At 58.7% G+C, this 25,561-nt stretch carries 22 protein-coding genes; 16 read left to right on the top strand and 6 right to left on the bottom strand.

The features are described 5' to 3' along the window. Positions 1-465: 465 nt before the first annotated feature. The 3 genes from ACZ5WW_RS07680 (at position 466) to ACZ5WW_RS07670 (ending at position 5,370) form a co-directional block, all read left to right on the top strand. Positions 466-2,166: a hypothetical protein gene (locus ACZ5WW_RS07680; protein WP_377165524.1), complete on the top strand. Its 1,701-nt coding sequence runs from the start codon at positions 466-468 to the stop codon at positions 2,164-2,166. Positions 2,167-2,259: 93 nt separating this feature from the next. Next, positions 2,260-2,979, top strand: a complete 720-nt coding sequence (locus tag ACZ5WW_RS07675; protein ID WP_377165526.1) for a polysaccharide biosynthesis/export family protein — start codon at positions 2,260-2,262, stop codon at positions 2,977-2,979. 189 nt (positions 2,980-3,168) lie between these two features. Beyond that, positions 3,169-5,370, top strand: a complete 2,202-nt coding sequence (locus ACZ5WW_RS07670) for a polysaccharide biosynthesis tyrosine autokinase (RefSeq protein WP_377165528.1) — start codon at positions 3,169-3,171, stop codon at positions 5,368-5,370. Positions 5,371-5,452: 82 nt separating this feature from the next. Here the strand turns inward: ACZ5WW_RS07670 and ACZ5WW_RS07665 are convergent, their stop codons facing one another. Then, a complete protein-coding gene (locus tag ACZ5WW_RS07665; RefSeq protein WP_377165530.1) occupies positions 5,453-6,352 on the bottom strand; it encodes a LysR family transcriptional regulator in 900 nt (299 codons plus the stop codon). Positions 6,353-6,588: 236 nt separating this feature from the next. On the opposite strand from ACZ5WW_RS07665, the gene ACZ5WW_RS07660 reads away from it, so the two are divergent. The 7 genes from ACZ5WW_RS07660 (at position 6,589) to ACZ5WW_RS07630 (ending at position 12,171) form a co-directional block, all read left to right on the top strand. Further along, on the top strand, positions 6,589-7,413 hold the full coding sequence (locus ACZ5WW_RS07660) for a sugar phosphate isomerase/epimerase family protein (RefSeq protein WP_377165532.1): 825 nt from the start codon (positions 6,589-6,591) through the stop codon (positions 7,411-7,413). 57 nt (positions 7,414-7,470) lie between these two features. Beyond that, positions 7,471-8,622, top strand: a complete 1,152-nt coding sequence (locus ACZ5WW_RS07655; RefSeq protein WP_377165534.1) for a Gfo/Idh/MocA family protein — start codon at positions 7,471-7,473, stop codon at positions 8,620-8,622. A gap of 68 nt (positions 8,623-8,690) precedes the next feature. After that, complete coding sequence (locus ACZ5WW_RS07650; RefSeq protein ID WP_464694228.1) at positions 8,691-9,482, top strand: MlaE family ABC transporter permease; 792 nt, start codon at positions 8,691-8,693, stop codon at positions 9,480-9,482. A 4-nt stretch (positions 9,483-9,486) separates the two neighbouring features. Continuing rightward, entirely contained in the window at positions 9,487-10,296 is an 810-nt protein-coding gene (locus tag ACZ5WW_RS07645) for an ABC transporter ATP-binding protein (RefSeq protein ID WP_377165538.1), read from the top strand. Then, complete coding sequence (mlaD, locus tag ACZ5WW_RS07640; protein ID WP_377165540.1) at positions 10,293-10,772, top strand: outer membrane lipid asymmetry maintenance protein MlaD; 480 nt, start codon at positions 10,293-10,295, stop codon at positions 10,770-10,772. The genes ACZ5WW_RS07645 and mlaD overlap by 4 nt, the downstream gene beginning before the upstream one ends. Next, positions 10,769-11,347 carry a Tgt2/MlaC family protein gene (locus ACZ5WW_RS07635; protein ID WP_377165542.1) on the top strand — a complete coding sequence of 193 codons (579 nt, stop codon included), beginning with the start codon at positions 10,769-10,771 and terminating at the stop codon, positions 11,345-11,347. The genes mlaD and ACZ5WW_RS07635 overlap by 4 nt, the downstream gene beginning before the upstream one ends. Next, positions 11,344-12,171, top strand: a complete 828-nt coding sequence (locus ACZ5WW_RS07630) for an MlaA family lipoprotein (protein WP_377165544.1) — start codon at positions 11,344-11,346, stop codon at positions 12,169-12,171. The genes ACZ5WW_RS07635 and ACZ5WW_RS07630 overlap by 4 nt, the downstream gene beginning before the upstream one ends. 202 nt (positions 12,172-12,373) lie before the next feature. Here ACZ5WW_RS07630 and ACZ5WW_RS07625 read toward each other — a convergent pair whose 3' ends face one another. Continuing rightward, positions 12,374-14,692, bottom strand: coding sequence for a secretin N-terminal domain-containing protein (locus ACZ5WW_RS07625; protein ID WP_377165546.1), 2,319 nt, complete (start codon positions 14,690-14,692; stop codon positions 12,374-12,376). A 138-nt stretch (positions 14,693-14,830) separates the two neighbouring features. Here ACZ5WW_RS07625 and ACZ5WW_RS07620 point away from each other — a divergent pair, with 138 nt between their 5' ends. The 3 genes from ACZ5WW_RS07620 to ligA are packed head-to-tail and all read left to right on the top strand — an operon-like array spanning position 14,831 to position 19,308. Then, the gene (locus tag ACZ5WW_RS07620; protein WP_377165548.1) at positions 14,831-15,601 is read left to right on the top strand and encodes an ABC transporter ATP-binding protein; all 771 of its coding nucleotides are present in this window, start codon (positions 14,831-14,833) and stop codon (positions 15,599-15,601) included. Beyond that, a complete protein-coding gene (locus ACZ5WW_RS07615; protein WP_377165550.1) occupies positions 15,598-17,253 on the top strand; it encodes a hypothetical protein in 1,656 nt (551 codons plus the stop codon). The genes ACZ5WW_RS07620 and ACZ5WW_RS07615 overlap by 4 nt, the downstream gene beginning before the upstream one ends. Before the next feature lie 51 nt (positions 17,254-17,304). Beyond that, complete coding sequence (ligA, locus tag ACZ5WW_RS07610; protein WP_377165552.1) at positions 17,305-19,308, top strand: NAD-dependent DNA ligase LigA; 2,004 nt, start codon at positions 17,305-17,307, stop codon at positions 19,306-19,308. Between the two features lie 19 nt (positions 19,309-19,327). Here ligA and ACZ5WW_RS07605 read toward each other — a convergent pair whose 3' ends face one another. Beyond that, positions 19,328-20,770, bottom strand: coding sequence for an MFS transporter (locus ACZ5WW_RS07605; RefSeq protein ID WP_377165554.1), 1,443 nt, complete (start codon positions 20,768-20,770; stop codon positions 19,328-19,330). A gap of 135 nt (positions 20,771-20,905) precedes the next feature. On the opposite strand from ACZ5WW_RS07605, the gene ACZ5WW_RS07600 reads away from it, so the two are divergent. Beyond that, the gene (locus ACZ5WW_RS07600) at positions 20,906-21,820 is read left to right on the top strand and encodes a LysR family transcriptional regulator (RefSeq protein WP_377165556.1); all 915 of its coding nucleotides are present in this window, start codon (positions 20,906-20,908) and stop codon (positions 21,818-21,820) included. Here the strand turns inward: ACZ5WW_RS07600 and rnhA are convergent. The 3 genes from rnhA to ACZ5WW_RS07585 all read right to left on the bottom strand — a co-directional run bounded on the left by rnhA (position 21,817) and on the right by ACZ5WW_RS07585 (position 23,690). Continuing rightward, entirely contained in the window at positions 21,817-22,314 is a 498-nt protein-coding gene (gene rnhA, locus ACZ5WW_RS07595) for a ribonuclease HI (protein ID WP_377165558.1), read from the bottom strand. The two genes, ACZ5WW_RS07600 and rnhA, sit on opposite strands and share 4 nt — an antisense overlap. Next, entirely contained in the window at positions 22,311-22,625 is a 315-nt protein-coding gene (locus tag ACZ5WW_RS07590) for a DUF3817 domain-containing protein (protein ID WP_377165560.1), read from the bottom strand. The genes rnhA and ACZ5WW_RS07590 overlap by 4 nt, the downstream gene beginning before the upstream one ends. A gap of 96 nt (positions 22,626-22,721) precedes the next feature. Then, entirely contained in the window at positions 22,722-23,690 is a 969-nt protein-coding gene (locus ACZ5WW_RS07585; protein ID WP_464694227.1) for a 3-hydroxy-5-phosphonooxypentane-2,4-dione thiolase, read from the bottom strand. A gap of 112 nt (positions 23,691-23,802) precedes the next feature. Here ACZ5WW_RS07585 and ilvE point away from each other — a divergent pair, with 112 nt between their 5' ends. Together ilvE and ACZ5WW_RS07575 are read left to right on the top strand one after the other, a co-directional pair. Then, positions 23,803-24,690 carry a branched-chain-amino-acid transaminase gene (gene ilvE / locus ACZ5WW_RS07580; RefSeq protein ID WP_377172041.1) on the top strand — a complete coding sequence of 296 codons (888 nt, stop codon included), beginning with the start codon at positions 23,803-23,805 and terminating at the stop codon, positions 24,688-24,690. Positions 24,691-24,835: 145 nt separating this feature from the next. Continuing rightward, complete coding sequence (locus ACZ5WW_RS07575) at positions 24,836-25,540, top strand: L,D-transpeptidase family protein (RefSeq protein ID WP_377172043.1); 705 nt, start codon at positions 24,836-24,838, stop codon at positions 25,538-25,540. The last annotated feature ends 21 nt before the right edge of the window (positions 25,541-25,561 follow it).

Raw genomic sequence — 25,561 nt, 5'->3', positions numbered from 1 at the left:
GGCGTCAATTGGAGACGAGGATTTTAAAAGCCGTGAACAAATCATTTGAACATGTTATAATGAACAGTATATGGGGTCGCAAGCAAACCTGATGATCTGAACCTGCCTATGAATACATTCAATTCGACCCGGCTGCCGATTGGAAAACTGTTTGGAAAACTGCGCAGTTTGATTGCGGTAGCCCCTGATGCGAACAGTCCCCGCCGGTCTTGGGACAAAGCATCATCGAGAGAAATCCAGCTCGAATTCGATTTTGAACTCAGGCGGCGTGCGCGGGATCCGCGGTGCACGGCTCCAGTTGCAACTTACAAGGGGTGAAGGAAAGAAGGTTGCTTAAGATGGAGGGAAGCCAAAATGCTGAATATCAAGGGGGAGAATGTGGCGAAAACGAGAGAAATTTGGTATGGACAAAAGCATTTAAAATTGCTTGTATCAGTGTTTAATTCCCGACCCAACTCTCCCGTCATGCTGATTAACCACTCTCGACACATCTCCATCAATGCAATTTTGATGGTGATTACCCTCACGACAGGCTGTTTGTTGCCGCTTCGCTCGAGCGCACAGTTCGGAGTCTCCCCATCTCAGACCAGCAACTTTTTTAATGACCTCCGTTCTCGCACAGGTCAGTTGAAAAAGACGAGTCAGGCGGCCGCGCGCAGCGGGGATGTTGTTTATGATTACGAAAAAGGGGCTTATGTCAGTCAGGAAGATCAGGAGGGGTATCAGAGTCTCCAGCAGCTGCTGCGTTCTGACCGTCAGATCTCGCAGCCTTCGGTGAGAAGCGGCAGTTCTGCATTCGCGGCCCGTTCCGTGGGTGACTACACCACCTACTCTGGCCAGTATTCCCAGGCGTTGAGCTACTTTGCCCCGACCTACACCTCGGATCCGTTTCTGACGGGCAAACGCAACCTGAAGCTTGGCCCTGTGAATATCGGTCTCGGGCTGTACCAAGGGATTGAATACAACAGCAACATCCGACGCACCGCCGTCCCAGTGTCTGACATCATCAGCAGCACACTGCTCAATGTCAGCGCCAACTACCGGATTTCACAAAACAACGTGCTGAGCTTCACCGGGGGTATTGGTGTTGACCACTACTTCAACCATCCGGAACTCGCGGCGTATGGCAATGGTAATTACCTGATCAACGTTCTGCCCGGTACGACGCTCGCTTTTGATATCAAGGCTGGCCCGGTCAACATCACCATCTATGACCGTATGTCCATGCGGCCTGCTCTGAACAACGCTTTCGTCGGGGCGTCAAACAACTCGAGCTTCGGCGTGTTCCAGAACGATTTTGGCGTGGCAGCCAACTGGCAGATCAACTCGGCGTGGGCTCTTGCAGTTAACTACACGAACACCATCTCCGAGGCACTGGGCAGCCAGAACAAGCAGTTCAGCCGTAGCATGAACACCGTGCATGCTTCCCTGACCTATAGCCCTACGGCCACATGGATTTTGGGAACGGAAGGTGGCGTGACTTTCCTCAACTACGTCAACCCGACGCTCAACGACGGCGTGCTGTTCAACTGGGGCGGGTTTGTCAGTGTTCCCCTCGGCAAATCCACCGTGGTCAAGCTTTCGGGTGGCTTGCAGTCGTTTAATTTCGACTCGCCGACCGTGTTTGCCCCCGCAGGACCTGGAGACAGCTCGGACCTGAACGGCTACTACTACAACTTCAGCATCACCAACCAGCTCAATGCTCGTTTCAGCCACACCTTGACCATCGGGCATGAATCTTCGATTAACCTGGCCTCAAACTTCATTACGGCTGACTTCATCAACTACGGTGTTTCCATGGTGGCTTGGAAGGGCGGGCGTTTCTCGATCTCCGGCTACTACGAAAACTCCAAGCCATCTCTCATCAACCCTGCTTTTGCAGGCACCGGCTACAAGCTGACTCAGTTTGGTTTGGACTTCTACTACACCCACCAGCTGACCTCCAAGCTCCGGGCTGGAACCGGCTACCACTTTGGCCGTGCTGATTACTACGGTGTGGTTGGAAGGGATGCGGACCAGAACGGTTTCTCCTTTGACCTGAACTACTCCCTGACTGCCAAGGCGGGTCTGAACCTGGGTTACCGTTACTTCGTTACCAATTACAAGCAGTCGAATGCGGACTCCACGCAGACTCGTGTGATTTTGGGATTCAATTACAATTTCTAACGAAACAGAACGTCCTTGGTCTATGAGTTTTGATCTTCGTCAGGCTTGAACAGCTCTGGCTCCGGAAGAAATCAAAATTCGTTCAAAATCGTTATGAAAAAGCTATCACTGTCGTTGCTCCTGGCTGCCATTGCTCTTCCAGCTCTGAACGCCCAAGATCCTGGATTTCGGATCCCTGAGTCATCCCGGTCAACTCGCCAGGCGGCTGCTGCCACAACCGGCGCCGTCAATGCCGGTGCGGCTGTGCTGTCCTCCATGGATGTGCTCGACAACAACCAGACAATCGCTGCAGGGGATACGATCAGCATCCGAATCCTTGAAGACCGCCGTGATGCCTTGCAGCAAGTTGTGGCAGTGACCGGTGAAGTGCAGGCTCCCTACGTAGGCTTGGTTAGCGCCAAGGGCAAAACCTGCCGAGATCTGGCCTTTACGATCAAAAAAGAGCTCGAGAAAAACTTCTTCCAGCATGCGACTGTGGTGATCGCGATCGATAAGATCAATGTCGATGATGCCATGCGGATGCGCGAGGTGGACCTGGAGTTCTACGTCATGTTTGGCATTGTCGCCAGGCAGGGCAAATATGACTTGCCGGCCAATGAGGACATCTCCATCAGCCAGGCTATCCTGCGTGCGGGCGGCTTTGCGCAGTTTGCCAACAAGGAGAAGGTGAAGATTATCCGCAAGACGCCGCAAGGAAACAAAACGATTTTGGTCAACGTTGACGGCATCATGCGCCAGGGCGACTTGGAGCGTGACGTGTTCATTCGCAAAGATGATGTCATCATCGTTGAGGAAAAGACCGTTAATTTTTAAAGCTTAGGCGGTTTTTCATAGTTGCCATGGCACCGTCGGGGAAACCTTTTTGTTAAAATCGAACGGTGCCACCGCTAAATAAATCCAATGGCTTAAGTTGTTTTTTTGAGCGATTCTGTCGGCCCAAAAAACGACAGTGATCGTCGGTGCTCCTGACAGGCCCAGAACAAGTTTGGATTTTTTGAAATCATGGAACAAAACCTCACCCTCCCAGGCACAGCGCAGTCCAGCACGCTGAGCCGCATTCACGAGGCATCAGCCAAATTTCAACGTTACAAAATCCTGCTGCGCCGCCGCTGGTGGTTCCTTCTGCTGACGGCGAGCATCGGTGTTTGTGTGCAGGCTCTGCGCATCACGGGCCGTCCGCAGGAGTTTCGTTCTCTGGCAAAGCTCGTGGCTGGCGGTCAGCTGGCCTTCAATGACAACCTGACCTGGCGTGAACAGCAGGCGGACTTTTACGGCACCATCATCGAAACGATTGAGAGTGCCGAAATGAAGCGTCGTGCCTTGGAACGCGTGCGAGCATTAAACCCTGACGTCAAGGATTCGGACGTCGAAATACGGGTGGCCCAGACCAAGGGCTCCGCGATCTTTAACATTCTGGCGACTGGCTCTGAGCCCAAGTACACGAAAATTTTCCTGGACGCCCTGCTTGATGAGTTCATCTCGTTCCGGCAGAGCATCCGTGAGCAGGCGCAGGGCAAGGTGCTGCAGCAGTTCCTTTCCGAGGTGGTGAACAAGCAGAAAATCATGGATGAGTGCCTCGACCGCCTCACCAAGTTCAAAGCTGCCAACAACATTCTGACCATCACCAACGGCAACAACCTTGCGGCACAGTATCTTGGCAATCTGGAGGCCCAGCGGGTGGCTCAGCGCACTGCGCTGGAGGATTTGAAGCTGGCGATTGCAAATGTGAACGCTGCCATGGAGGCGCGTGAACGCATGCTGAATGCGGCGGGTGCAGCGCCATCTGCGGCCGGTGGCAAGGGAGGCGAAAGCATGCAGCCATCGGGTACCATCAAGGAGGCTGAAACTTCTCCTGGACGCAACGGCATGACCATGGCTGAGCAGGATTATCTGCGGACCAAGTCAAAGATCACAGAACTGAAGACGAAACTGGATTCGCTGCTGATTCAGTTCAAGCAGCAGCACCCGATGGTGCAGGATGTGTCCGAAGAACTCGCGGCGCAGAAGGCGCTGCTGACCTCCTACGCAGAGCAGATCCAGCAGGAAATGCACACCCAGATGGCAGACATCCAGAGACGTGTGCAGGTTTTGGATGCGCAGATTCTCGAAAAACAGAAAGAGGCTCTCGATCTGGGCGGTAAAATTGCCGAGCACGAGAAACTGGAGAAGGCTGCGGAGTCGGCCAAAATGACTTACGACAAGCTGTTTGAAAAAGTCGAGGCCATCCAGAGCGTCTTCAACACCCAGGCCGATTTTGTCGCCATCCAGGAGCGCGCCATTCCGGCCTATGAAAATGTGGAAGACTGGGTGATGCCGATCGTGGTCGGTCTCGTCGGCGGCATGGGGCTTGGCATCGTCATCCTGCTGCTGTTTGACCGGTTGGATGACCGCATGAACTCCTTCAGCGAGTTCCAGACTCTGTTCCCAGGAGAAGCCGTCCTCGGGCAGGTGCCGGAGCAAAGGAATCGTGGTGACGTGGCTCTCCTCCGCCCGAATGATGACCGCCACCTCTATGCGGAGGCCTTTCGAAACATCCGTTCGTCCATTCTCTTCAAAAACTGGCAGGGCAAGCCTCCAAAGACGATTCTCATCACCAGTGCGGTCCCGAATGAAGGAAAAACAACGGTCACTTCCAATCTGGCTGTCACCATGGCGCTGGCGGGAGCGCGAGTTCTGCTGGCCGACTGTGACTTGCGCCGTGGCGGCGTCAGCGAGCTGTTCAAGCTGCCATCCACTCCCGGCCTGAGCGAAGCTCTTCGAGGCAAGCTGCACTGGCGTGATGCGGTGCAGGAGACCAGCACGCGAAACCTGGACCTGCTGGCCCGTGGTGATGTGTTTGACCAGACCTCGGAAATGCTGCTGTCCAAAACGGCTGAAGAGATGCTGCGTGAGATGGGTGAAGAATACGATTACGTGATCTTCGACAGCGCCCCGGTGCTGGTGGCTGATGATACGGCCAGCTTCGCGCCGAAACTCGACTCGGTGCTCTTTGTGGTGCGTATGTCCTCCACCATGGCCCGTCTCTCAGGCAAGGCGCTGGATCTGCTCTACGAGCGCCAGGTGAACATCGGTGGTGTCATTCTCAACCGCTCCAGCTCGAACCTGAAGGAGTACACTTACTACAACTACGCCAGCTACTACTATGCGCCGTCCAAGGCCGGCAACTCTCAGCAGACTGCTGAACCTGCTGCCGCAAAGTCCTGACCAGGAAGCTCCCGTCACTGCAAAAGCCTGCATGCCGATGCAGTGACAGGTGAAGCTGTGAATGGCATGGCGCGTGGCAAGGCTAAACAGTGCCGCGCGTTTTTTGGCGCTGGAATAGCTGGCTGGTCGTCAGCTGCAAGAAGGAGGCTGCCGCAGGTGACAAGGCACAGCCTTTCTGCCAAACAGCGGCGATCTGGCGCTGCATTTTTGGGGTGGTAAGGTTCACACTCACGATGTCCGGGGGCAGGTCTCCGGCTGCAAGGCGGGGGACGATGGCAAGACCGAGGCCGGCGGCGACTAGGGCGCGCACTGTTCCGAGTTCACCGCTCTCGCAGACGATACGGGGCTCAAAGCCTGCCTTGCGGCAGGACTCCATGGCGGTGTCGCGGGCTCGGCCTTTGTAGAAAACAAATGATTCGGAGCTCAGCTGCTCCAGCTGTACGGCTTTCTTGCTGGCTAGCATGTGCGATTTGCAGGCAAGGAGGACAAATGGCTCCGTGATGAGGGCGTGTGATCTGAAGGCAGACTTGCTCGCTGGCAACTGGAGGAATCCTATGTCTGCAAGGCCGGATTCGACGCAGTCGGCAACGCGCTCGGAGCTGTCCTCAATCAATTGCAGAGACACCTGTGAGTGCTGCCTGCTGAAAAGGTGGATCACTGCCGGCAGCAGGCACGCGCTCACGCTGGGAATGGCCGCGATGGTCAGTTTCCCGCCGCGAAGCTGTGCCACGTCTGAGACTGCTGCCTTGGCGGCATCGGCCTGGAGAAGGATGGCCTCCGCGCGCGGGTGGAAGGCTTTTCCGGCTGCGGTGAGCTGGATTTCTTTGCGGCCTCGGTTGAACAGCGGCGTGCCCAGTTCCTTCTCGAGGTTTTTCATTTGCTGGCTCAGCGCCGGCTGGGCCATGTGCAGCCGTGCGGCCGCCCGGGTGAAACTGCGCTGGCGGGCAATTTCCAGGAAATAGCCAAGTTGGTAGAGTTCCATGATGCGCGTCGAGTTTGGTCCATCTTGCATCGTTTCCAAGGGGGAACCCTGCCGGAACTGCATGAAAATCGGGGGCGCCATTTCCTCGTCGGGCCCGGCTTTGCTCCGCATCTTCGAAATCCGGATCGAGCTCCTTTGCAGCTCCGCCCACCCGAAGCCCGGGCATCATGATTTCCGATGGTGGTGATTGAAAAGAAATCTTTTCCTTATCGTCGGAGAAGTCTCAGTATCGGATCATGCAACGATTTTGCGTCCACACGATCACCACCAAACTCCTGAGCTTGGAAGAATGTCTGGTGGAGTTCCCGCGCCGAGGTGTCAGCGGTATCACCATCTGGCGACAGGCACTGGATGGGCGTGATCTGGGGGCTGTGGCGCGTCAGACGCGGGATGCGGGGCTGGAGGTGGTAAGCCTTTGCCGGGGAGGTTTTTTTCCTGCGGTGAGCGCAGCCGGCAGACAGGCGGCTATCGATGACAACCTGAAAGCTGTCGAGCAGGCGCATGCGGTTGGCGCTCCGCTGATCGTGCTGGTCTGTGGTGCCGTGCCGGGGCGGCCGCTGGCGGAGTCAAGAAAGCAGATAGCCGATGGAATTGCGGCTGTGCTGCCAGCGGCGCAGAAGGCGGGAGTGAAGCTCGCGATCGAGCCGCTACACCCCATGTATGCAGATGATCGCAGTGCGGTGAACACGATGAGGCAGGCGCATGAGATCTGTGATGTGCTGGGCTCTCCGGATGGGGTCGGGATCGCGGTGGATGTTTACCACGTCTGGTGGGATCCAGAGCTCAAGGCGCAGATTGACCTCGCGGGGCAAAAAGGCCGGCTGCAGGCATTTCACATCTGTGACTGGATGTCTCCGACGACAGATCTGCTGAATGACCGTGGCCTCATGGGCGAAGGCTGCATCAACATCCGGGAAATCAGCGACTGGGTGGATGCGACGGGATACACAGGGCATCGCGAGGTGGAGATTTTTTCCAATCGCTGGTGGGGCGGAGATCAGCGAGAGTTTCTGGACAAAATCAGCGCCAGTTACGCCGACCTTTACCCGGAAGACAAATGACCCACGGGACGTGGCACCTCAGAAACTTCAAACCTCAAAACAGCAACTCGGCAAAAAATGGAAACGAAACGCATCGGCATCATCATGAACGGCGTCACGGGACGCATGGGTACGAACCAGCACCTGATCCGCTCGATCAAGGCCATCCGTGATCAAGGCGGGTTGAAAGTGAGTGATGACCTCACCTTGATGCCCGACCCGATTTTGACGGGGCGGAGTCATGACAAGCTGAAAGCGCTGGCTGAGCGCACCGGGGTGACGCGCTATACCACTGACGTGGATGCTGCGCTGGCGAACAAAGAGGACGCCATCTTCTTCGATGCGTCCGGCACCTTGCAGCGCGCGGGGTTTGTGGAAAAGGCGGTGAGGGCAGGGAAGGCGATCTACTGCGAAAAGCCGACTGCTGTGGAGACGAGCGAGGCTTTGCGCCTGGCGAAGCTGTGTGAAGATGCCGGTGTGAAAAACGGGGTGGTTCAGGACAAGCTCTGGCTGAGTGGCATTCGCAAGTTTCGCACGTTGCGAGACCAGGGGTTCTTCGGCCGCATCCTCAGCGTGCGCGGTGAATTTGGGTACTGGGTGTTTACGGGTGAGGATGCTGACCAGCCGGTGCAGCGCCCTTCATGGAACTACCGCAAGGAGGACGGCGGTGGCATCATCGTGGATATGCTGTGCCACTGGCGCTACGTGGTGGACAATCTCTTTGGCAAGGTCAAGGCCGTGAGCTGCCTGGGAGCCACTCACATGCCCCGGCGAATCGACGAACGTGGCAAGCCATATGACTGCACCAGTGACGACGCCTGCTACGCGACATTTGAGTGTGAGGACGGGGTGATCTGCCAGTTTAACAGCTCCTGGACCGTGCGCGTGCGGCGCGATGACCTGCTGACCATGCAGGTGGACGGCACGCATGGCAGCGCCATCGTGGGACTGCGCAAATGCTGGGTGCAGAGCCTCGGTACGACCCCCCGTCCGGTATGGAACCCGGACATCGACCAGCCCATCAATTTCTTCAGCGGCTGGCAGGAGGTGCCGGATACGACCCCGTATGACAATGCGTTTAAGATTCAGTGGGAAGAGTTTCTCAAACACGTGGTGCTGGACACGCCGTTTCCCTGGACACTGAGGGAAGGTGCCAAAGGCGTGCAGCTGGCCGAGCTTGGCCTGCAGAGCTGGGAGCAGCGCAAATGGCTCCCTGTGGGGGACCTCTGAGTACAGCCTGCGAAGAATTATTGCCCTAGGGCGCGCTGCGACGTTGCGAAACTCCTGCACGTGGGTGAATGTCCACGCACCGAATGTTGCGCACCTTAGGTCGTTATTCACTCTCCATAGTCCATGAACTGGGCGATTTTGCTCTTTTTACAGGGCAGGCATTCAGCTCAGCGCTGGGAGCGAGGCGGCTCGGGAGGCGGATTGTCCGCGCCGGCTTTGAGCAGGGTGTGCGCTGCCTGCCGGTGATTTTGATTGTGGGCATGTTCACGGGGCTCGTGCTAGGCCTGCAGGGGTATTACGTCCTGAACCGGTTTGGGTCTGAGAGCCTGCTGGGAACGCTGGTTTCGCTCAGCCTAGTCCGCGAACTGGGGCCTGCCCTGGCGGCCCTCATGCTGGTGGGGCAGGCGGGGTCAGCTCTGGCTGCGGAGCTGGGCATTCAGCGCAACACGGAACAGATCGCCGCGCTGGAGACGATGGGGGTGAGCAGCCATGCATACCTGGTGACACCGCGCCTGCTCGCCGCGTTGGTGGTGTATCCGATGCAGACGGCTTTGTTCGTCACGGTGGGATTGTGGGGGGGGAGCCTCTCGGGATCGCTGCTGCTAGGCTTGGAGCCCGGCGTTTACTGGTCCTCTGCCGAGAATGCGGTCAAGTCCCAGGATGTGCGGGAGTGCCTGATCAAGGCGGCGACATTTGGGCTGCTGACGATAGCTCTGTGCGCCTATCATGGTTTTAACGCGCATCGTTGCAGCTCAGCCACAGGAGCACGCGCTGTCAGCGCTTCGACCACCCGTGCAGTGGTGCAGTCAAGCATCATTGTGCTGGCTGCCGACTATGTCATCACCTCCTTCCTTGTCTGATCACATGGGTGCTGACTCCAACCAACTGCTGCTAAACATCGAGAGCCTGCGCAAGAGTTTTGACGGGAACATGGTGCTGGACGGGGCGAGCCTGGCGGTGACGCGTGGTTCGCTGGTGACAGTGCTGGGGCGAAGCGGCGCCGGAAAATCAGTGTTTTTGAAATGCCTGGCGGATGTCATCCGGCCAGATGCTGGGTGCATCTACTTTGATGGCAAGCCGCTCGGCAGGGGAAATGACGGCGCACGGGCAGACTTCCGCCGGAGATGCAGTTTTCTGTTTCAAAGCAACGCGCTGTTCGATTCCCTGACCGCGCTGGAAAATGTAGCGCTGCCGCTGGAGCAGACGACGGACCTGGCAGACAAAGAAATTCGTGAGCGCAGCCTCGATGCGCTTCGGCAGATCGAGCTGGAGACCCACCAGGATCGCTATCCCAGCCAGCTTTCAGGCGGGATGCAGAAGCGCCTGGCTCTGGCGCGGGCCATTGTCACCCGGCCCGAACTGGTGCTGTTTGACGAGCCTACTGCGGGGCTGGATCCCCTGCGCCGGAACGCTGTCTTTTCCATGATCGCCAAATACCAGAGGCAGTTTGGCTTTACGGCGCTGGTGGTGACGCATGACCTGACGGAAGCGCTCATCGCGAGCGACCGCGTGGCGCTGCTTGACAAAGGACGCATGTGCTTTGAAGGCACGCCTGCTGAGTTTTCGGCCTCCGCCGACCCTGTGGTGGGTGATTTTCGCGACAGCGCGGAAGCACTTGGCCGTACACTTGCTGCTATTAGACGCGGCGAAGCCCTGCAATCTGAAGACACATGAAGCAATCCAAGCTGGAAATTTTTGTTGGCCTTTTCGTCCTTCTGGGGATCGCCGCCCTTGTTTACCTGACCGTGAAGCTCGGGGCCGGCTCCATGGTTGGCGGGGACACCTACATGCTGGAGGCGCGCTTTACCAACGCTGGAGGGCTCAATTCTGGCAGCAGTGTGCTGCTGGCGGGGGTGCCGGTGGGCCGGGTGGAGGGCGTCCGTGTGGATGACAAGGACTACAGCGCCATGGTGACACTGCGAGTTCAGGCGGGGTTGAAACTGCCCACGGACACGATGGCGTCCATCAAAACGACGGGTCTCATCGGTGACAAATACGTGGCACTTGCGCCCGGTGCTGATGATACCTACCTTTCCGCCGGTTCACTGATCACGATGACTGAGTCTTCGGTCGATCTTGAGTCGTTAATTGGCAAGATGGCTTTTGGCAGTGTTGAAAAAGGTAAAGACGCCCCCCCTCCCGCACCATGACCCTACGTATTCTGCTTCCTCTCATTCTTGCCGCTGCACCGCTGGCGGCCTCCGCCCAGCTCTCGGAGGCCCAGACCCGTCTCAAAACAGCAGTGACCGAGGTGCTTTCAGTTGCTGATCGCACAGGAAACCGCAACGCCCTCCCTGAAAGCCTGCGGCCAGTGCTGCAGAAGTACGTGAGCTTTGAAACGATGACCAAGCGTGCCGTCGGGCCAGGCTGGAGACAGTTCACCCCAGCGCAGCAGCAGCAGGCCACCCAGCTTTTTGCAACGCTGATCATCCGCAGCTACAGCAGCAAGTTCACCCCGGGAGAGCATCCGGAGATCTCCTACCAGGCAGCGACTTCACCAGCGGCTGAGAGAGTCGATGTGCCGACCAACATGGTGTACAAAGGCAGTCACTACAACGTCATCTACCGCATGGAGCAGATGCAGGGCTGGCGTATCACTGATGTGGTGATCGAGGGGGTGAGCCTGATCGCCAACTACCGCAGTCAATTGGACGCACAATTTAAAAAAGGTGGCGCAAACGCCGTCATAAGCTCTCTTACGCAGTCTGTCTCCCGCCCTCAATGAAATACCACGCACTCACACTCCGTCTGTTACTGCTTGCAGCCTCACCGCTGTTGGTTGAATGCAGCTCCCCCGCAAACAAGGCTGCTGTGAAAGCCTCGGCAGAGAATGCGGCCAAGCCAGCCTCAAAAAATGCTGCTGCTGACAAAGTGGGGCCGCCCAAGGGCGAAGAGGATGACGAGTATGCAACAGTGCCAGACATTGCCGACCCTTTGGAGCCCCTGAACCGCGGCACTTTCTGGGTGAACGACAAGCTCTACACGCTGATTTTCCGACCGATCGCCAAGGGGTATGAACTGGTTCTGCCCAAGCCTGTGCGCAAGGGGATCGACAACGCTTTTGAAAATGCCAAATACCCTGTGCGCGTGGTAAACTGCACGCTCCAGGGCAAGTTCAAACGTGCAGGGCAGGAGACTGGCAAATTCGTCGTCAACACCCTGGGCGGGGTGGTTGGCATCTTCCAGCCTGCGGAAAAAATTCCAGCTCTTGCCAACCTGCCGGAAGAAGACACGGCACAAACCTTTGCCAAGTGGGGCATTCCAAATGGTCCCTATCTGGTGCTCCCACTCCTGGGACCCAGCAGCGTGAGGGATACGGTGGGGCTGGCTGGAGACTATGCCCTCAATCCAGTCAACTGGCCTTACCTGTACTGGTTTGGCAGCCGTTCCAAGCATGACTGGATCATCGTCCCGCCTTTGTCCAACACGCTGCGCTCCATTCCGACTCAGATCGACAAGTATGACACGGTCACTAAAGATGCCGTTGACCCTTATCTTTCCGCACGCAGTTCCTACAGTCAGAACCGTGCTGAAGTCATCAAGAAGTAGAAAGCTTCGAGATGTTTCGGACCTGAGCTGACAGGACAAAAGATTCTGTCAGCTGAGGCTGCGAATGATGCAGCCTCGCGTGAAAACGTGAGCTTCGGCACTGGCATGCTGATCTCGTGTCTGAGCGTCCAGGGAAGCTTGTTTTTCGAGACAACTTGAGCCAACGTGACAGGCTCTTTGCGGAGCGGTGCCGCCGCGGGACTTATCGCGCAGGGAGAGCACGCGGGATGTTTTCAAGGCCTGGGGAGCCGAACCGCATGGACTCGTCGTAGATCTCGCTGCGGCCGCTCTCGATATTGTTCGAGGTGTCGAGCTGGTCGTTGGAGCGCACGATGCGCGGCTGGATGAAAATGAGAAGCTCTTCGCGAGTGGTCTGGTTTTGAGTGGTGCCGAAGAGATTGCCCAGGATCGGGATGCGCCTGAGCCCGATGACGCCGTTTTTGCCCTTGGTGACTTTCTCCGTGATGAGTCCGCCGAGGACGACCGTGGCGCCATTTTTCACGGCTACTTCCGTGAGCAGCTCCTGGGTGCCGATGGTGGGTACGGTGTTGCCGCCGATGGTCTGTGAACCGACGACGTTGTCATTGATCTGGGCGATGCGGAGTGTGACCTCATCATCGGAGTTGATGAGGGGGATGACCTCCAGTTTGAGCACGACATCTCGATAGGTGACGCTCACGCTGGTGTTGGCGATGCCGGCGGAAAATCCGCCATTGGTCAGGATATTGGCCGGAACGGCGATGCGCTGGCCGGAGGAGATGACGGATTTGGCGGCGTTCTTGGCATAGATGCTCGGGGTGGCCAGCACCTTGAAGTTGTTGTTGTTGTCGATGACTTTGATGTAATTGCTCAGCGAGCCGATCTGGCCGTAGAAGTTCAGCTGACCGAATTTCGCCGGGAACTGGACGATATTGGCGGCAGTCGATGCGGCTGAGGAGCCGCCCGAGGAAGAGCCGGAGCTGGTAACGCCGTTGCGGTTGACGCTGAAGTCCGAGAGGAGCTGGAGAAAATCGACGCCGTAATTGAAGTTTTTACCCAAGCTCAGCTGGCCGATGATCGCAGAAATGTAGATCTGCTGGGGGCGTATATCCATCTCTTCGAGCAACTGGTCAATGCGTGCGATGTGTTCTGGTGAACCCGAGACGATGAGGCTGTTGGACTGAGGGTCTCCGATGAGCAGGGTCTTGCCAACGACCATGGACTCAGGTGCGCCGACATCTTCGGGATTGTCGAGCAGGCTACGGTTTGCATTGGAGCCGCCCTGGGAGCCGGATGTGCCGCCAAAGCTGCCCCCAAGGCCCGCATTTGTGCCATAAGCGGAGTTGTTGCTGCCGGAGCTGTCTCGGTTGTTTGCGTCTGTGGAGGGTGTGTTTGAGCTGGCGCCGGATTTGCGGCGAAGCCCCCCGCCACTGGGAGGGCCTGAGACGGCACCGTCGTTGTTGCCCTGGATGTCGGTGTCTTTGGCCAGCGCATTGTAGGCCACTGAGAGGAAGTCCAGCACGTCGAGGTACTTCAGGCGGCGTTTGAGGAAGTTGGAGCCATCGCTCTGCTTGTCGAGTTTTTCGACGAGGCCCTTGATGTAGGTGATGTCCACAGGGCGGCCAATGACGAGGAGTTCATTGGTCCGGCGGTAAGGGAAGACCTTGACTCGTGCGGCTGCGGGGTTGGTCGCTGTGGTGCCCGAGCTGGCTGCAGGGCTGGCGGGCACGGCGGGAACTCCTGGCCGGGCGGCCGCATTTGGCGCTGCAGCGGCAGGAGCAGCTGCGGAGCTCTTGGCTTTTTCCTCCTGCTCGAAGATTTCATTGATGATCTCGGACACCAGCTCCACATCGGAGCGCTCAAGCTTGATCATTTCATTGGAGGTTTCCGTGGGCGGGACGTCGATGATCTGGGCGATCTCGCAGATGCTGCGGATGGTGGTGCTGTTTTCCGTGATGATGAGAGCTGTGTCATTGGAGACACCTGTCATGGCCCCGTAGCCATGCAGCTTGATGACTTGCTGGAAAGCTTTGGAGGCTTCATCGGCAGAGACGAACTGCAGCGGCAGCACGAAGTGGCAAATCTCCTCGTTCTGAGGCAGATCGCGCAGGGAATTGTACACCTTCAAGCCGTCGGCGGTCGGGCTTTTGCCTCCGGCCTGATTGATCAGCTTTGCGGTGGTCGCGTCAACATTGATGATAGCGTAGCCATTGAGCAGAAGGGTGGCTTCGATGAAGGCGATGGCATCCTTCTTCGTGAGCATCTGCGGGGAGATGATACGAAGCATTTCACCCTGAAGGGCGGAGTCGAGGATGAGTTTTTTGCCCGTGAGCTGGGTGTAAAAGGGAATGATGGCCTGGATGGGGGCGCTGGGGAAGTTGACCTTGATGGAGGCGCTTTCACCCACAGGCACATAAGTGCCAGCCGACGGCAATGGAGCGGGAGACTGGGCCTTGGAGGCCTGACGCATGCCGAGAATCAAAATCACCAATACCACGGCGAAGCGCAAGCGTGTGGGCAGGTGGGAAGGGAAATGCGACATATTATTGAAATTACACTCATTATATTGAATTTAGTCTTAGCGGCAAGGTTTTTAGTTAATATCTATTAAAATTCACGTTTGGTGCAGGGGCTTGATTGCTGTCTTGCAAGCGCAGGCAAGCCATGAATGATCGGGGGCATGATCTCCATTCAGGGCCTCACCAAGCGTTTCGGTACACAGACAGCCGTCGATCACCTGAACTGGGAGGTGCCTCCGGGCAAGATCGTGGGGCTGCTGGGACCGAACGGGGCGGGGAAGACGACCACACTCAAGATGGTGACAGGCATGCTGCAGGCTGACGAGGGAACGGCTCTGATCTGTGGGGTGAACGTGGCCACCCACCCCATGGAGGCCAAGCGGCTGCTCGGTTTTGTGCCGGACTCGGGAGCGGTGTATGAATCCCTGACGGGGCTGGAGTTTCTCCTGATGATCGGGGCCCTGTATGGCATTGACGAAGATGAAGCCCGGCCGCGCATCCGGCAGTTTCTCGATTTTTTTGAGCTGGATGAGCAGACACTGACCTCCAAGCTTCTGGGCGCCTACTCGAAGGGAATGCGCCGAAAGGTCGTCATAACCGCCGCACTGCTGCACAATCCCAAAGTGGTGCTGCTGGACGAGCCGCTGGACGGGCTGGACGCCAATGCGGCCGTCGGTTTCAAGGCGCTGCTGGAAACCCTGGCCCGCGAGGGCAAGACCATCGTGTACAGCTCCCATGTGCTGGATGTGGTTGAGCGCGTGTGTGACAGCGTGGCCATCATGGCGCAGGGCAGGCTGCTGGTGGAGGGCTCACCGAAAGAACTCCAGCAGCAGCATGGGACTGTTACCCTGGAGCAGCTTTTTACCCGGCTCACAGGACTGAGCGGCCTGGAAGCACGCGCGGAATCCTTTGCCAGAAACATGCTGTCATGAGCACCACTGCCGAAAGTCTGCAGGGCACCCCCCGTCACAAGGAGGCTGCGCCTGCGAAAGTGCTCCGCAGCCTGTTTTGGAAGCTGCTGTTCCGGGGGCGTGCTGCACAGCAGGCGGGTGTGCAGAAAACGCGGCGGCAGATGGGCCTGGGGCTGACCCTTGTCATCTACTCGCTGGTGGGGCTCATGCCTGCGCTGGTTTCCCGATACACGGACATCTTTGTGTTTGCCTGCACGCTGCATGGGTTCACGCTGATGTTTGCCTCCCTCACACTGGCATCCAGCGCAGGCACGATGCTTTTCATGAAGGAGGAGGCGGAAATTCTTTTGCACCGGCCGGTGACGCCGCAGCAGATGCTGCGTGCCAAGTGTGCTGTGCTTGCAGGGTTTGCCTTCGTGCTGGCTCTGGCTCTGAATCTGGCCGGACTTGTGACGGGGCTGTGGAGCCGAGGTGGTACATGGCGGTTTATTCCCGCTCATTTGTTTTCCACTGCGCTGCTGATGCTGTTCTCTGCCGCAGTGATTGTGCTGGTCTACAATGCCTGCCTCAAATGGTTCGGGCGTGAGCGACTGGACAATCTGCTGACCACATTGCAGTCGCTGCTCACCGTGGTGATGATTTTTGGCGGTCAGATCATGCCACGGCTGCTGCAGTTGGAAGCATTCAAAAAATTTGATCACATTGAAGGCTGGATGCTGGCCCTGCCGCCGGTCTGGTTCGGGGCTCTGGATGCGCTGATCTGCGGCACCTCGTCCAAGCCCACCATGCTGGTGCTGCCTGCGGTGCTTGCCCTGGTGGCCACGGCGGGCACGAGCTGGCTGGCGCTGGAAAAGCTCGGCGGAGCCTACGGCCAGGGGCTGATGAACCTGAACGAGTCCACCGGCTCCGCCAAGGAGAGCACCAAGCCGCGCGGCGTGTGGCTGGCGGCCATCGTCAAACTGCCGCCGCTCCGCTGGTGGCTGCGGGATCCGGTGGAGCGCGAGTCCTTCAAGCTCACCACCGCCTACCTCTTCCGAGACCGGGAAATCAAGCTGCGCCTCTATCCTGGCATTGCCCCCATGCTTATCATGCCGCTGGTGATGCTCTTTTCGGGTGGACGCGGTGGCGATGGCGGGACGATGATGGTGCAGGGCTTTGCCACCTGCTTCCTGGGAATGATCTCGCTGCAGGCCATGCTGTTTCTAGGATGCTCCGAGCACTGGCGTGCCTCCGCCTTCTTTTACCTGACGCCGCTGCCGCACTGGACGCCGCTCTTTCATGGCGCACGCAAGGCCGTGCTCTGCTGGCTCAGCTTTCCCGTGCTGATTTTGCAGACCATTCTGCTGGCCGGGCTGCAGCATTCATGGAAACCGCTGGCGCTCAGCCTGCCTGCGGTGCTGTTTCTGCCTGCTTTCTCGCTGATCACCGGGCTCATGGGGCAGTGGCTGCCGCTTTCCAAGCCCTCCGAGGAGGTGAAAAACTCCGCTGCCGGCTGCCTGATGATGGTCGTCTCCATGGGGGCGGCAGGCATCATCGGCGGGCTGGCCAGCTGGATGTGGCACATCGGGCACTTTGGGATCTACCTCGCCGTGGAGGCCGCGCTGATGCTAGGCCTTACCTTCCTCATGAAGTATCTCATGCGTGACATGCCGTGGGTGCCGCAGAACGAGTGACGGATTTTCCCGTTTCCTTGCGCCGCTTTGCAGCTATTCAAAGCGGCAACCATGACCCACGCCGAAGCCGCCAGCCGCGCCGCCTTTCTCAGCGCCGAACTCCACCGCCACAACCGCCTCTACTACGTGGAGGCTCGCCCGGAGATCAGTGACCAGCAGTTCGACGTGCTGCTCAAGGAGCTGCAGGACATTGAGGCGAAATTCCCCGAGTTGCGGACGCCGGACTCTCCCACGCTGCGTGTCGGTGGTGCGCCGCTGGAGGGCTTTACGCAGATCACGCACACAGTGCGCATGATGAGCCTGGACAACACCTACTCCGAGGAGGAGCTGAGCGCGTTCTTTGCGCGCGTGCAGAAGGGCCTGGGCCGCGAGAAGGTGGACTGTGTCATCGAGCCCAAGGTGGACGGCGTGGCCATCACCGTGCGCTATGAGAACGGTGTGCTCAAATACGGTGCCACACGTGGAGACGGCCAGACGGGCGATGATGTGACGAACAATCTCAAAACCATCAAGCGCCTCCCACTGCGCCTGCCGAAAGATGGGCCGCAGACCTTTGAGGTGCGTGGCGAGGTCTTCATGTCCAAGGCCGGCTTTGCCAAACTCAACCAGGAGCGCGAGGAGGCAGGTGAGGCCACCTTTGCCAATCCGCGCAATTCCACCGCTGGCACGCTCAAGCTGCTCGACCCCAAGATCGTGGCCAAGCGTCCGCTCGACATCGTCTTCTACGGCCTGGCCGAAGCCAGCGACGTGGAGTCTCAGAAGGAAGTCTATGCCCTGCTGGATGCCGCCGGGCTGCGCAAGGCGGACCTCATCTGGCATGCCGACAGCGCGGAAGGGCTGCTGCAGGCCATTCGTGAGCTGGATGAAAAACGCAAATCCCTGCCCTATGAAACCGATGGCGCGGTGATCAAGGTGAACAGCTTTGTCGATCAGCGAGAACTCGGCGTCACCAGCAAGGCTCCGCGTTGGGCCATCGCTTACAAATACCAGCCCGAGCAGGCGGAGACCAAGCTGCTGGCCATCGACATCCAGGTGGGCCGCACCGGCGCTCTCACGCCGGTGGCGCGGCTGGTGCCCGTGCTCGTCAGCGGCAGCACCGTCAGCAATGCCACGCTGCATAACTACGAGGAGATCGAGCGCAAGGACATCCGCGTGGGTGATGTCGTCATCATTGAAAAAGCCGGCGAAATTATTCCTGCCGTCGTCTCCGTGAAGAAGGAGCTGCGTAGCGGCGATGAAACCTCCGTCACCGCCCCCACCCACTGTCCCGTGTGCGGCACCGCCGTGCACAAGGACGAGGAGCAGGTCGTCATCCGCTGTCCCAATCCGCACTGCCCAGAAGTGGTCAAGCGCCGCATCGAGCACTTCGTCAGCCGTGGTGCCATGGACATCAGCGGGCTGGGAGAGGCGGTGATCGCGCAACTGGTGGATTTTAAGAAAGCCGATGGTTCGCGGCTGGTGGCCGATGTGGCTGATCTTTATGATCTCGATGAGCTGTCCTTGGCGCGTCTGGATCGCGTCGGCACCAAGAGCATTGACAACTACCTCAAAGCCATCGCCGCCAGCAAGCAGCAGGACCCGTGGCGCCTCGTCTTCGGCCTCGGCATTCTGCACGTGGGTGCAGGCGGTGCGCGCAAGCTCATCGAGCACTTTGGCGGCATCGATGCCATCGCCAAAGCCAGTCTGGAGGAGCTCGTTCAGTGCCCTGACATTGGCGAGATCGTGGCCGTCAGCATTCATGCCTGGTTCCGCGAAGATCATAACATCAAGCTGCTGGACCGCCTGCGTGCAGCGGGGCTCAACTTCACGCAGAAAGCCGTCGAAGCGGCGTCAGACAAACTCAACGGCACCACCTGGGTGATCACTGGTACGTTGAGCGAAGACCGCGAAACCATCGCCGACACCATCCGCGCCAACGGCGGCAAAGTCAGCAGCAGTGTCAGTGGCAAAACCACCTACCTCCTCGCTGGGGAAGAAGCCGGCAGCAAGCTCGATAAAGCCACCAAGCTCGGCGTCAAGATTCTCTCCGAGGCGGAGTTTCGCGCGATGATTTAAGAACGAGCCAGTCTTGTCGTCAATTTTCGTGGCTCTTCTTCAGTGAGCTGCTTGCCAGTGCGATGGCGAGAGAGACAATGCTCAATCCTGCCGCAATGCCAAAGGTGAATCGCATGCCAGCAGCGATGTCGGCAGCAGCAGCCGGGGCCATGAGATTTGTTCCTGCTGCGTGGCTGAACACGGCACCCATGACAGACGCGCCGGTGATGAGGCCCAGATTGCGTGACAGGTTGAGCATGCCGGAGGTGACACCCCGGTGCTCCGGGGCGGTCAAAGTCATGACGGCGGTGTTGTTGGAGGTTTGAAACAAGGCATAGCCAGACGTGATGATGACGAGGCCGGCGATGTAGCCGCCCACGCCTGTCGTTATTGGCAGCATGGATAAAATGAAGCCGCCACCCGCCATGCCGACCAGACCCGCAAGGGTCATGCGCTTTGTGCCCATTGTGTCCACAAAACGGCCAGCGGGCACCCCCGTCAGCGCTGCGACGAGCGGTCCGACGGACATCGTCATGCCTACCAGCGGGGCATCGAGTCCGAGTGCGCGTGAGAGATAAAACGGTCCGACCACCAGCGTCGTCATGATGACGGTCGAAACAAGTCCGCTCATGGCGAGGTTGGCGCTCATCCGGTGATCGCGAAACAGGGACAGCTGGACCAGCGGGAAAGCGGCTTTCATCTCAACGCGCAGAAACAGACCTACACCTGCGGCAGAAGCGAGCAGCAGCGAGACATTGAGCGGTCCAAATCGATCGCGCCCCAGTGTCATGGCTAGTGCATAAGCCGAGAGTGTCAAAGTCAGCAGTGCTGTGCCCGCATGGTCCAGCCGCGGACGGTTATCCCCGGCATTTTTGCGGTCAGCAGGCAGGTGATGCCGTGAGAGAAAAAAAGCCAGCACACCGAGCGGGAGATTGATGAGGAAGATCGCACGCCAGCCAAAGCCAGCGATCAAAAGCCCCCCGAGCGATGGGCCCAGAGCAGTGCCCACTGCGGACATGGTGCCTAGCAGCCCCATGGCATTTCCAGTTTTTTCCTTTGGCACGATGCTGCCGACAAAAGCCATCGTCAGAGCCATCATGATGGCTGCACCAACCCCCTGCATCGCTCGTGACACGATCAAAACCCCAAGGATAGTGGAGACTCCGCAGGCGATGGATGCCAGCGTATGGATGGCTATGCCTGCTTGCAGCAGCAGTCGTCGGCCGACGACGTCTCCCATTCGACCAACACCGACGATCAACGCAGTGATGACGAGCAGATAGGCAAGAACCACCCACTGCACCTCTTGAAATGAGGCTGCAAAAGCTCGGGTCAATGATGGTAGCGCGACATTGGCGATGCTGATGCCGAGAGAGGACAGCAGCATCGAAAGCGAGAGTCCGGTGAGCGCCCAGCGTGTGCTGGGCTGCTCCTGCGAAACTTCGGTGGTCTGCAGGTTTTGAGCATCGATCAAGGTCTTCATAAAGATGTGGGTGGCATGCTCCTGGGTGGAGGTGCTTGAGCGATAGTCCCCGAATAAAAATGCGTAAAACGCATGATTTGCACTTTGTTCGTGCGTTTGACGCCCTGTCTCAGGCGGGCAATACTGAGTGCATTCATGGCCAATCCCGATCTTAACCTGCTGTTCACGCTTGATGCCCTGCTTGCCGAGGGCAGCGTGGCACGGGCGGCACATCGCCTGCGACTCAGCCCCTCAGCGATGAGCCGTGCTCTGGGGCGCCTGCGTGATGCGACCGGGGATCCTCTGCTCGTCAGGGCCGGGCGCGGGCTGGTTCCCACACCTCGGGCGATTGAGCTTCGCCAGCGGGCCAGGCAGCTGGTGCAGGAGGCCGCTGCGGTATTGCGTCCTGCCGAGAAGCTGGATCTCAAGCGTCTGGTGCGTACTTTCACGTTGCGCACCAGCGAAGGCTGGGTGGAAAACTTCGGGCCTCAGCTCATCTCACGCATCACTGCCGAGGCTCCTGGGGTGAAGCTGCGCTTTGTGCCAAAGCCCATCAAAGACAGCCGCCCGCTCAGGGAAGGAGAGGTGGATCTGGAGACTGGTGTGGTGGACGAAACGACGGGGCCGGAAGTGCGCACGCAGGCCTTGTTCAGAGATCGTCTCGTCGGTGTCGTGCGGCAGGGGCATCCGCTGTGCCAGGGCCGCATGAGCGCCGCCCGTTTTGCGACTGGTCGGCACATTTTGGTTTCGCGGGATGGGCGGGACTCCGGGCCTGTTGATGATGCTCTGAAGCAGCTTGGGCTGGAGCGTGAGATCGTCTCGATCGTCGGCGGCTTTGCCACTGCGGTGGCCTTGGCACGAGCCAGCGATTTCATCGCGAGCGTTCCGGAGCGGCATACTGCCAGCTTGTGCACCGGCATGTATGTGTTTGCGCTGCCAATGTCGCTGCCTGATTTCACAGTTTCGCTACTCTGGCACCCACGGTTGGATGCCGATGCGGCACATCGCTGGCTGCGCGGTCATGTGCGGGCCGTTTGCGCAGAGGCCCGAGGGATGGCCAAGGCCCGCTAAGCTTCCATTTCCGCCTTAAACTGCTCCAGCAGCACATGCAGTTGGTGGGGGGCATGGGCGGCTTTGACGGCGGCTATCGCTTCGTTGGCCAGGGTGTCGCAGCGTTCGTTGTCGGCATGTCCTGCATGGCCTTTGACCCAGTGCCAGCGGATGGTATGCCGGGCGGTGGCGGTGTCGAGAGCGCGCCAGAGATCGGCGTTTTTCACCGGCTGCTTGGTGCTGGTGCGCCAGCCGTTGCGCTTCCAGCCCGCGATCCACTGGCTGATGCCCTGGCGCACGTACTGGGAGTCGGTGTGGAAGTCGATCTCGCACGGTTCCTTGAGAATGCGCAGGGCCTCGATGGCGGCCTGAAGCTCCATGCGGTTGTTCGTGGTGGCGGGCACGCCGCCTTTGAGTTCGCGAACATGCTTGCCATACACCAGCACCGCGGCCCAGCCTCCCGGGCCGGGATTGCCATGGCAGCCGCCGTCGGAGTGAATGACGACCTTTTTCACGCTTGCGTCTGGTTGGAGTCCTCCGCCGCCCACTCACGCATGCGGCGGTCGATGAAGAAAGGCACAAATGGCAGCAGCGAGACGATGAAAACAAATAGCGCGCGCTTGAAAGGCCAGCCCGTCTGCATCAGCACGCGGTAGAGGGCAAAGCAGAACACCACAAACAGGCCGCCGTGCACCGCGCCCGCGATCCTGACCGCCATCGGCATGCCCATGGCGTACTTCAGCGGCATGGCTATGAAGAGCAGGATCAAATAGGAAACGGCTTCCAGCAGGGCGACCGTGCGCAGGAATGAAACGGGGTTTTTCATGGGCCGTGGCTGTAGCACGTTTTTCCTGGTTCTGGAAAACAAAAACTCCGACTGCTTGGAAGGCAGTCGGAGTTTGGCATCTGAAATGTAGACGACTTACTTCTTCTTCAGCTCCTTTTTCTTGAGGTCGTTGTAGAGTTCGAAGGCCTTGTTGGCGTTCAGACCGCCGTGCACCACGCCGTGCACGGCCTGCATCATGGAGACGGGGGCGTCGCTCTGGAAGATGTTGCGGCCCATGTCCACACCGCTCGCTCCCTGCTTGATGGCGTTGGCGCACATCTTCAGCGCGTCGAGCTCTGGCAGCTTCTTGCCACCGGCGATCACGATCGGCACCGGGCAGCAGCTCGTCACCGTGTCGAATTCCTTCTCGGTGTAGTAGCACTTCACGATGTTCGCGCCGAGCTCCGCCATGATGCGGGTGGCCAGGCGGAAGTACTGCGGCGTGCGGGCCATCGCACGGCCCACGGCGGTCACGCCCATGACGGCGATGCCGTAGCGGCTGGCGGCATCCACCAGGTCGGTGAGGTTCTTGAGGGACTGGCGCTCATACGCGCTGCCGATGAAGACCTGCACGGCCAGCACGGAGGCATTGAGGCGGATGGCTTCCTCGATGTTGAGCGCGGTGCTTTCGTTGGAAAGCGGCTCAAAGCCGGGGCGGCCAAACTTGATCTTCTTGCCGTCGAGCTCGCCTTCCCACTCTTCCATGGGGCTGATCATCGAGGTGCCGCCGGAGGCGCGCAGGGCGATGGCCTTGGTGGTGGAGGCGGGGATGACGGAGCGCTGGATGCCACGGGTGAGCATGAGGCAGTCAGCGTAGGGGGCGAGAGGGAGGATGGTCTGGTCCACGCGCTCCAGGCCGGTGGTGGGGCCCTGGAAGTAGCCGTGGTCAAAGGCGAGCATGACGGTGCGGCCGTCCTTGGGGTTGAAGACCTTGGAGAGGCGGTTCTTGAGACCCCAGTCATACTGGTGGCAGCCCTTGAGGAAGAAGCCTGGGGCCTCCTGGGGGACGTCGGTGAAGAATTCCTTTTCCTTCTTGTCTGCAGCGCTGGTTTGGATGTCGGCCATGGTATTTTAGGGTGCGGTTTGAACGGGCGCGCAGGATGGGCGTGAATCGGTCCTGCGCAAGCACATTGCCTGCGCTTGCAAAACCCTTCAGCCTGTGGATTCTACATATCCCATGTCCGCTAATCTCCTTATATACCTTGATGGCAAGCTCGTTCCTGAATCCGAGGCGAAGATCTCCGTCTTCGACCACGGTCTGCTTTATGGAGATGGCGTATTTGAAGGCATTCGCATTTACAATGGCCGTGTTTTTCGGCTGACTGAGCATCTGCACCGCCTCTACGACTGTGCCAAGGCCATCTGCCTGACGGTGCCGCTTTCCTTTGAAGAGATGGAAAAAGCCACGCTCGACACGGTGGCCGCCAACAACCTGCGCGATGGCTACATCCGTCTGGTGATCACACGTGGTGTCGGCTCCCTGGGGCTGAACCCTTACCAGTGCCCGAAGGCCAGCGTGTTCATCATCGCCAGCAGCATCACGTTGTACCCGGCGGAGCGTTATGAGAAGGGGCTGGAGCTGATCACCTGCGGCACCCGCCGCCCGAACTCCTCCGCGCTGAGCCCGCAGGTCAAGAGCCTGAACTATCTCAACAACATCATGGCCAAGATCGAGTGTCTGCAGGCCGGGTGCGACGAGGGCATCATGCTCAACGACCAGGGCTTTGTGTCCGAGTGCACAGGGGACAACGTCTTCATCGTGAAGAACGGCAAGGTTTTCACGCCGCCGGTCTCTTCCGGTGCGCTTGACGGCATCACCCGCCGTGCAGTGATGGAGCTGCTCGCTGAAATGGGCAGCCCCTGCACTGAAGCGGTGATGACCCGTTTTGACATCTACACCGCCGACGAGTGCTTCCTGACCGGCACCGCCGCTGAGGTGATCCCGGCCGTGAAGTATGACCGCCGCCCAATCGGCGACGGTACGCCTGGCAAGCTCACGCAAGAACTGACCAAGCGCTTCAAGGTGCTGGCCAACAGCACCGGCACACCTGTGACGTATGCATGAGGGGGGCAGATTCTGATTGGAAAATGGTGCCCACAATGCAAGTTTTCCTAGAATGAATTCGAAAAATCCATTCATCTTTTGGGGCAGAGGGCTGCTGCTGCTGGGGTGGTCCATGGCCGGTCTTGGCTGTTCAAATTCTGAGCCCGTGGCAGAAAACCCACTCAGCAGCCGCGCGTGGTGGAAGGGGGATGGGGTCGTTGGAAAACCCAGGATAGTGATCAACCTCAGCACGCAGCGTGTGCAGTATTACAAGGGAAAGGAGCTTGTCGGTGTATCGCCGATCTCCTCCGGACGTGAGAGTCATGGCACGGTGACGGGCTCTTACAGGATTTTGGACAAGGACATCGACCACCGCTCCTCGCTCTTTGGATCCTACGTGGATAAAGAGGGCAATTTAGTGCAGGGAGATGTGGACACCCGCACGGATCCTGCACCTCCGGGAACGAAGTATTTGGGGGCGAATATGCGCTACTTCATGCGCATCGTGGGGGGCATTGGCATGCATGAGGGGTATCTGCCCGGGTATCCTGCCTCTCATGGCTGCATCCGCCTGCCCACCAAGATGGCTGCCATTTTTTTCAAGGAGACGCCAACGGGGACGCCGGTCGAAATCATGGGTGAAAGCGCTCTGGCAGCGACGGAGTCAGAAATCCCAATCGGTGTGGACAAGATCACGGATGTGGCAAGCCCGGAGACCAAGCGTGACGTCAAAAAAAAGTCTAAAGAGCCTTTGAAAGGCCAGCCTAAAACAACTGTGCGCCGTGCTGTCGTAGATGCGTCAAAGCCTTCATGGTTCAAGTGGACCCGGAGGCCACCGCGTGGGGCGACCATTTATTTGAGCGAGGAGTGATGTTAAACATCACGCTCAGAG

This window comes from Prosthecobacter fluviatilis, assembly GCF_055388355.1.
The sequence above is the reverse complement of the archived record's forward strand: the minus strand, read 5'-3'. Positions and strand labels throughout refer to the sequence as shown.

Bases quoted from the DNA above. Each gene is read 5' to 3' on its own strand.
- ACZ5WW_RS07680 (WP_377165524.1), top strand. From the start codon at position 466: ATGCTGATTAACCACTCTCGACACATCTCCATCAATGCAATTTTGATG.
- ACZ5WW_RS07675 (WP_377165526.1), top strand. From the start codon at position 2,260: ATGAAAAAGCTATCACTGTCGTTGCTCCTGGCTGCCATTGCTCTTCCA.
- ACZ5WW_RS07670 (WP_377165528.1), top strand. From the start codon at position 3,169: ATGGAACAAAACCTCACCCTCCCAGGCACAGCGCAGTCCAGCACGCTG.
- ACZ5WW_RS07665 (WP_377165530.1), bottom strand. From the start codon at position 6,352: ATGGAACTCTACCAACTTGGCTATTTCCTGGAAATTGCCCGCCAGCGC.
- ACZ5WW_RS07660 (WP_377165532.1), top strand. From the start codon at position 6,589: ATGCAACGATTTTGCGTCCACACGATCACCACCAAACTCCTGAGCTTG.
- ACZ5WW_RS07655 (WP_377165534.1), top strand. From the start codon at position 7,471: ATGGAAACGAAACGCATCGGCATCATCATGAACGGCGTCACGGGACGC.
- ACZ5WW_RS07650 (WP_464694228.1), top strand. From the start codon at position 8,691: ATGTCCACGCACCGAATGTTGCGCACCTTAGGTCGTTATTCACTCTCC.
- ACZ5WW_RS07645 (WP_377165538.1), top strand. From the start codon at position 9,487: ATGGGTGCTGACTCCAACCAACTGCTGCTAAACATCGAGAGCCTGCGC.
- mlaD (WP_377165540.1), top strand. From the start codon at position 10,293: ATGAAGCAATCCAAGCTGGAAATTTTTGTTGGCCTTTTCGTCCTTCTG.
- ACZ5WW_RS07635 (WP_377165542.1), top strand. From the start codon at position 10,769: ATGACCCTACGTATTCTGCTTCCTCTCATTCTTGCCGCTGCACCGCTG.
- ACZ5WW_RS07630 (WP_377165544.1), top strand. From the start codon at position 11,344: ATGAAATACCACGCACTCACACTCCGTCTGTTACTGCTTGCAGCCTCA.
- ACZ5WW_RS07625 (WP_377165546.1), bottom strand. From the start codon at position 14,692: ATGTCGCATTTCCCTTCCCACCTGCCCACACGCTTGCGCTTCGCCGTG.
- ACZ5WW_RS07620 (WP_377165548.1), top strand. From the start codon at position 14,831: ATGATCTCCATTCAGGGCCTCACCAAGCGTTTCGGTACACAGACAGCC.
- ACZ5WW_RS07615 (WP_377165550.1), top strand. From the start codon at position 15,598: ATGAGCACCACTGCCGAAAGTCTGCAGGGCACCCCCCGTCACAAGGAG.
- ligA (WP_377165552.1), top strand. From the start codon at position 17,305: ATGACCCACGCCGAAGCCGCCAGCCGCGCCGCCTTTCTCAGCGCCGAA.
- ACZ5WW_RS07605 (WP_377165554.1), bottom strand. From the start codon at position 20,770: ATGAAGACCTTGATCGATGCTCAAAACCTGCAGACCACCGAAGTTTCG.
- ACZ5WW_RS07600 (WP_377165556.1), top strand. From the start codon at position 20,906: ATGGCCAATCCCGATCTTAACCTGCTGTTCACGCTTGATGCCCTGCTT.
- ACZ5WW_RS07590 (WP_377165560.1), bottom strand. From the start codon at position 22,625: ATGAAAAACCCCGTTTCATTCCTGCGCACGGTCGCCCTGCTGGAAGCC.
- ACZ5WW_RS07585 (WP_464694227.1), bottom strand. From the start codon at position 23,690: ATGGCCGACATCCAAACCAGCGCTGCAGACAAGAAGGAAAAGGAATTC.
- ilvE (WP_377172041.1), top strand. From the start codon at position 23,803: ATGTCCGCTAATCTCCTTATATACCTTGATGGCAAGCTCGTTCCTGAA.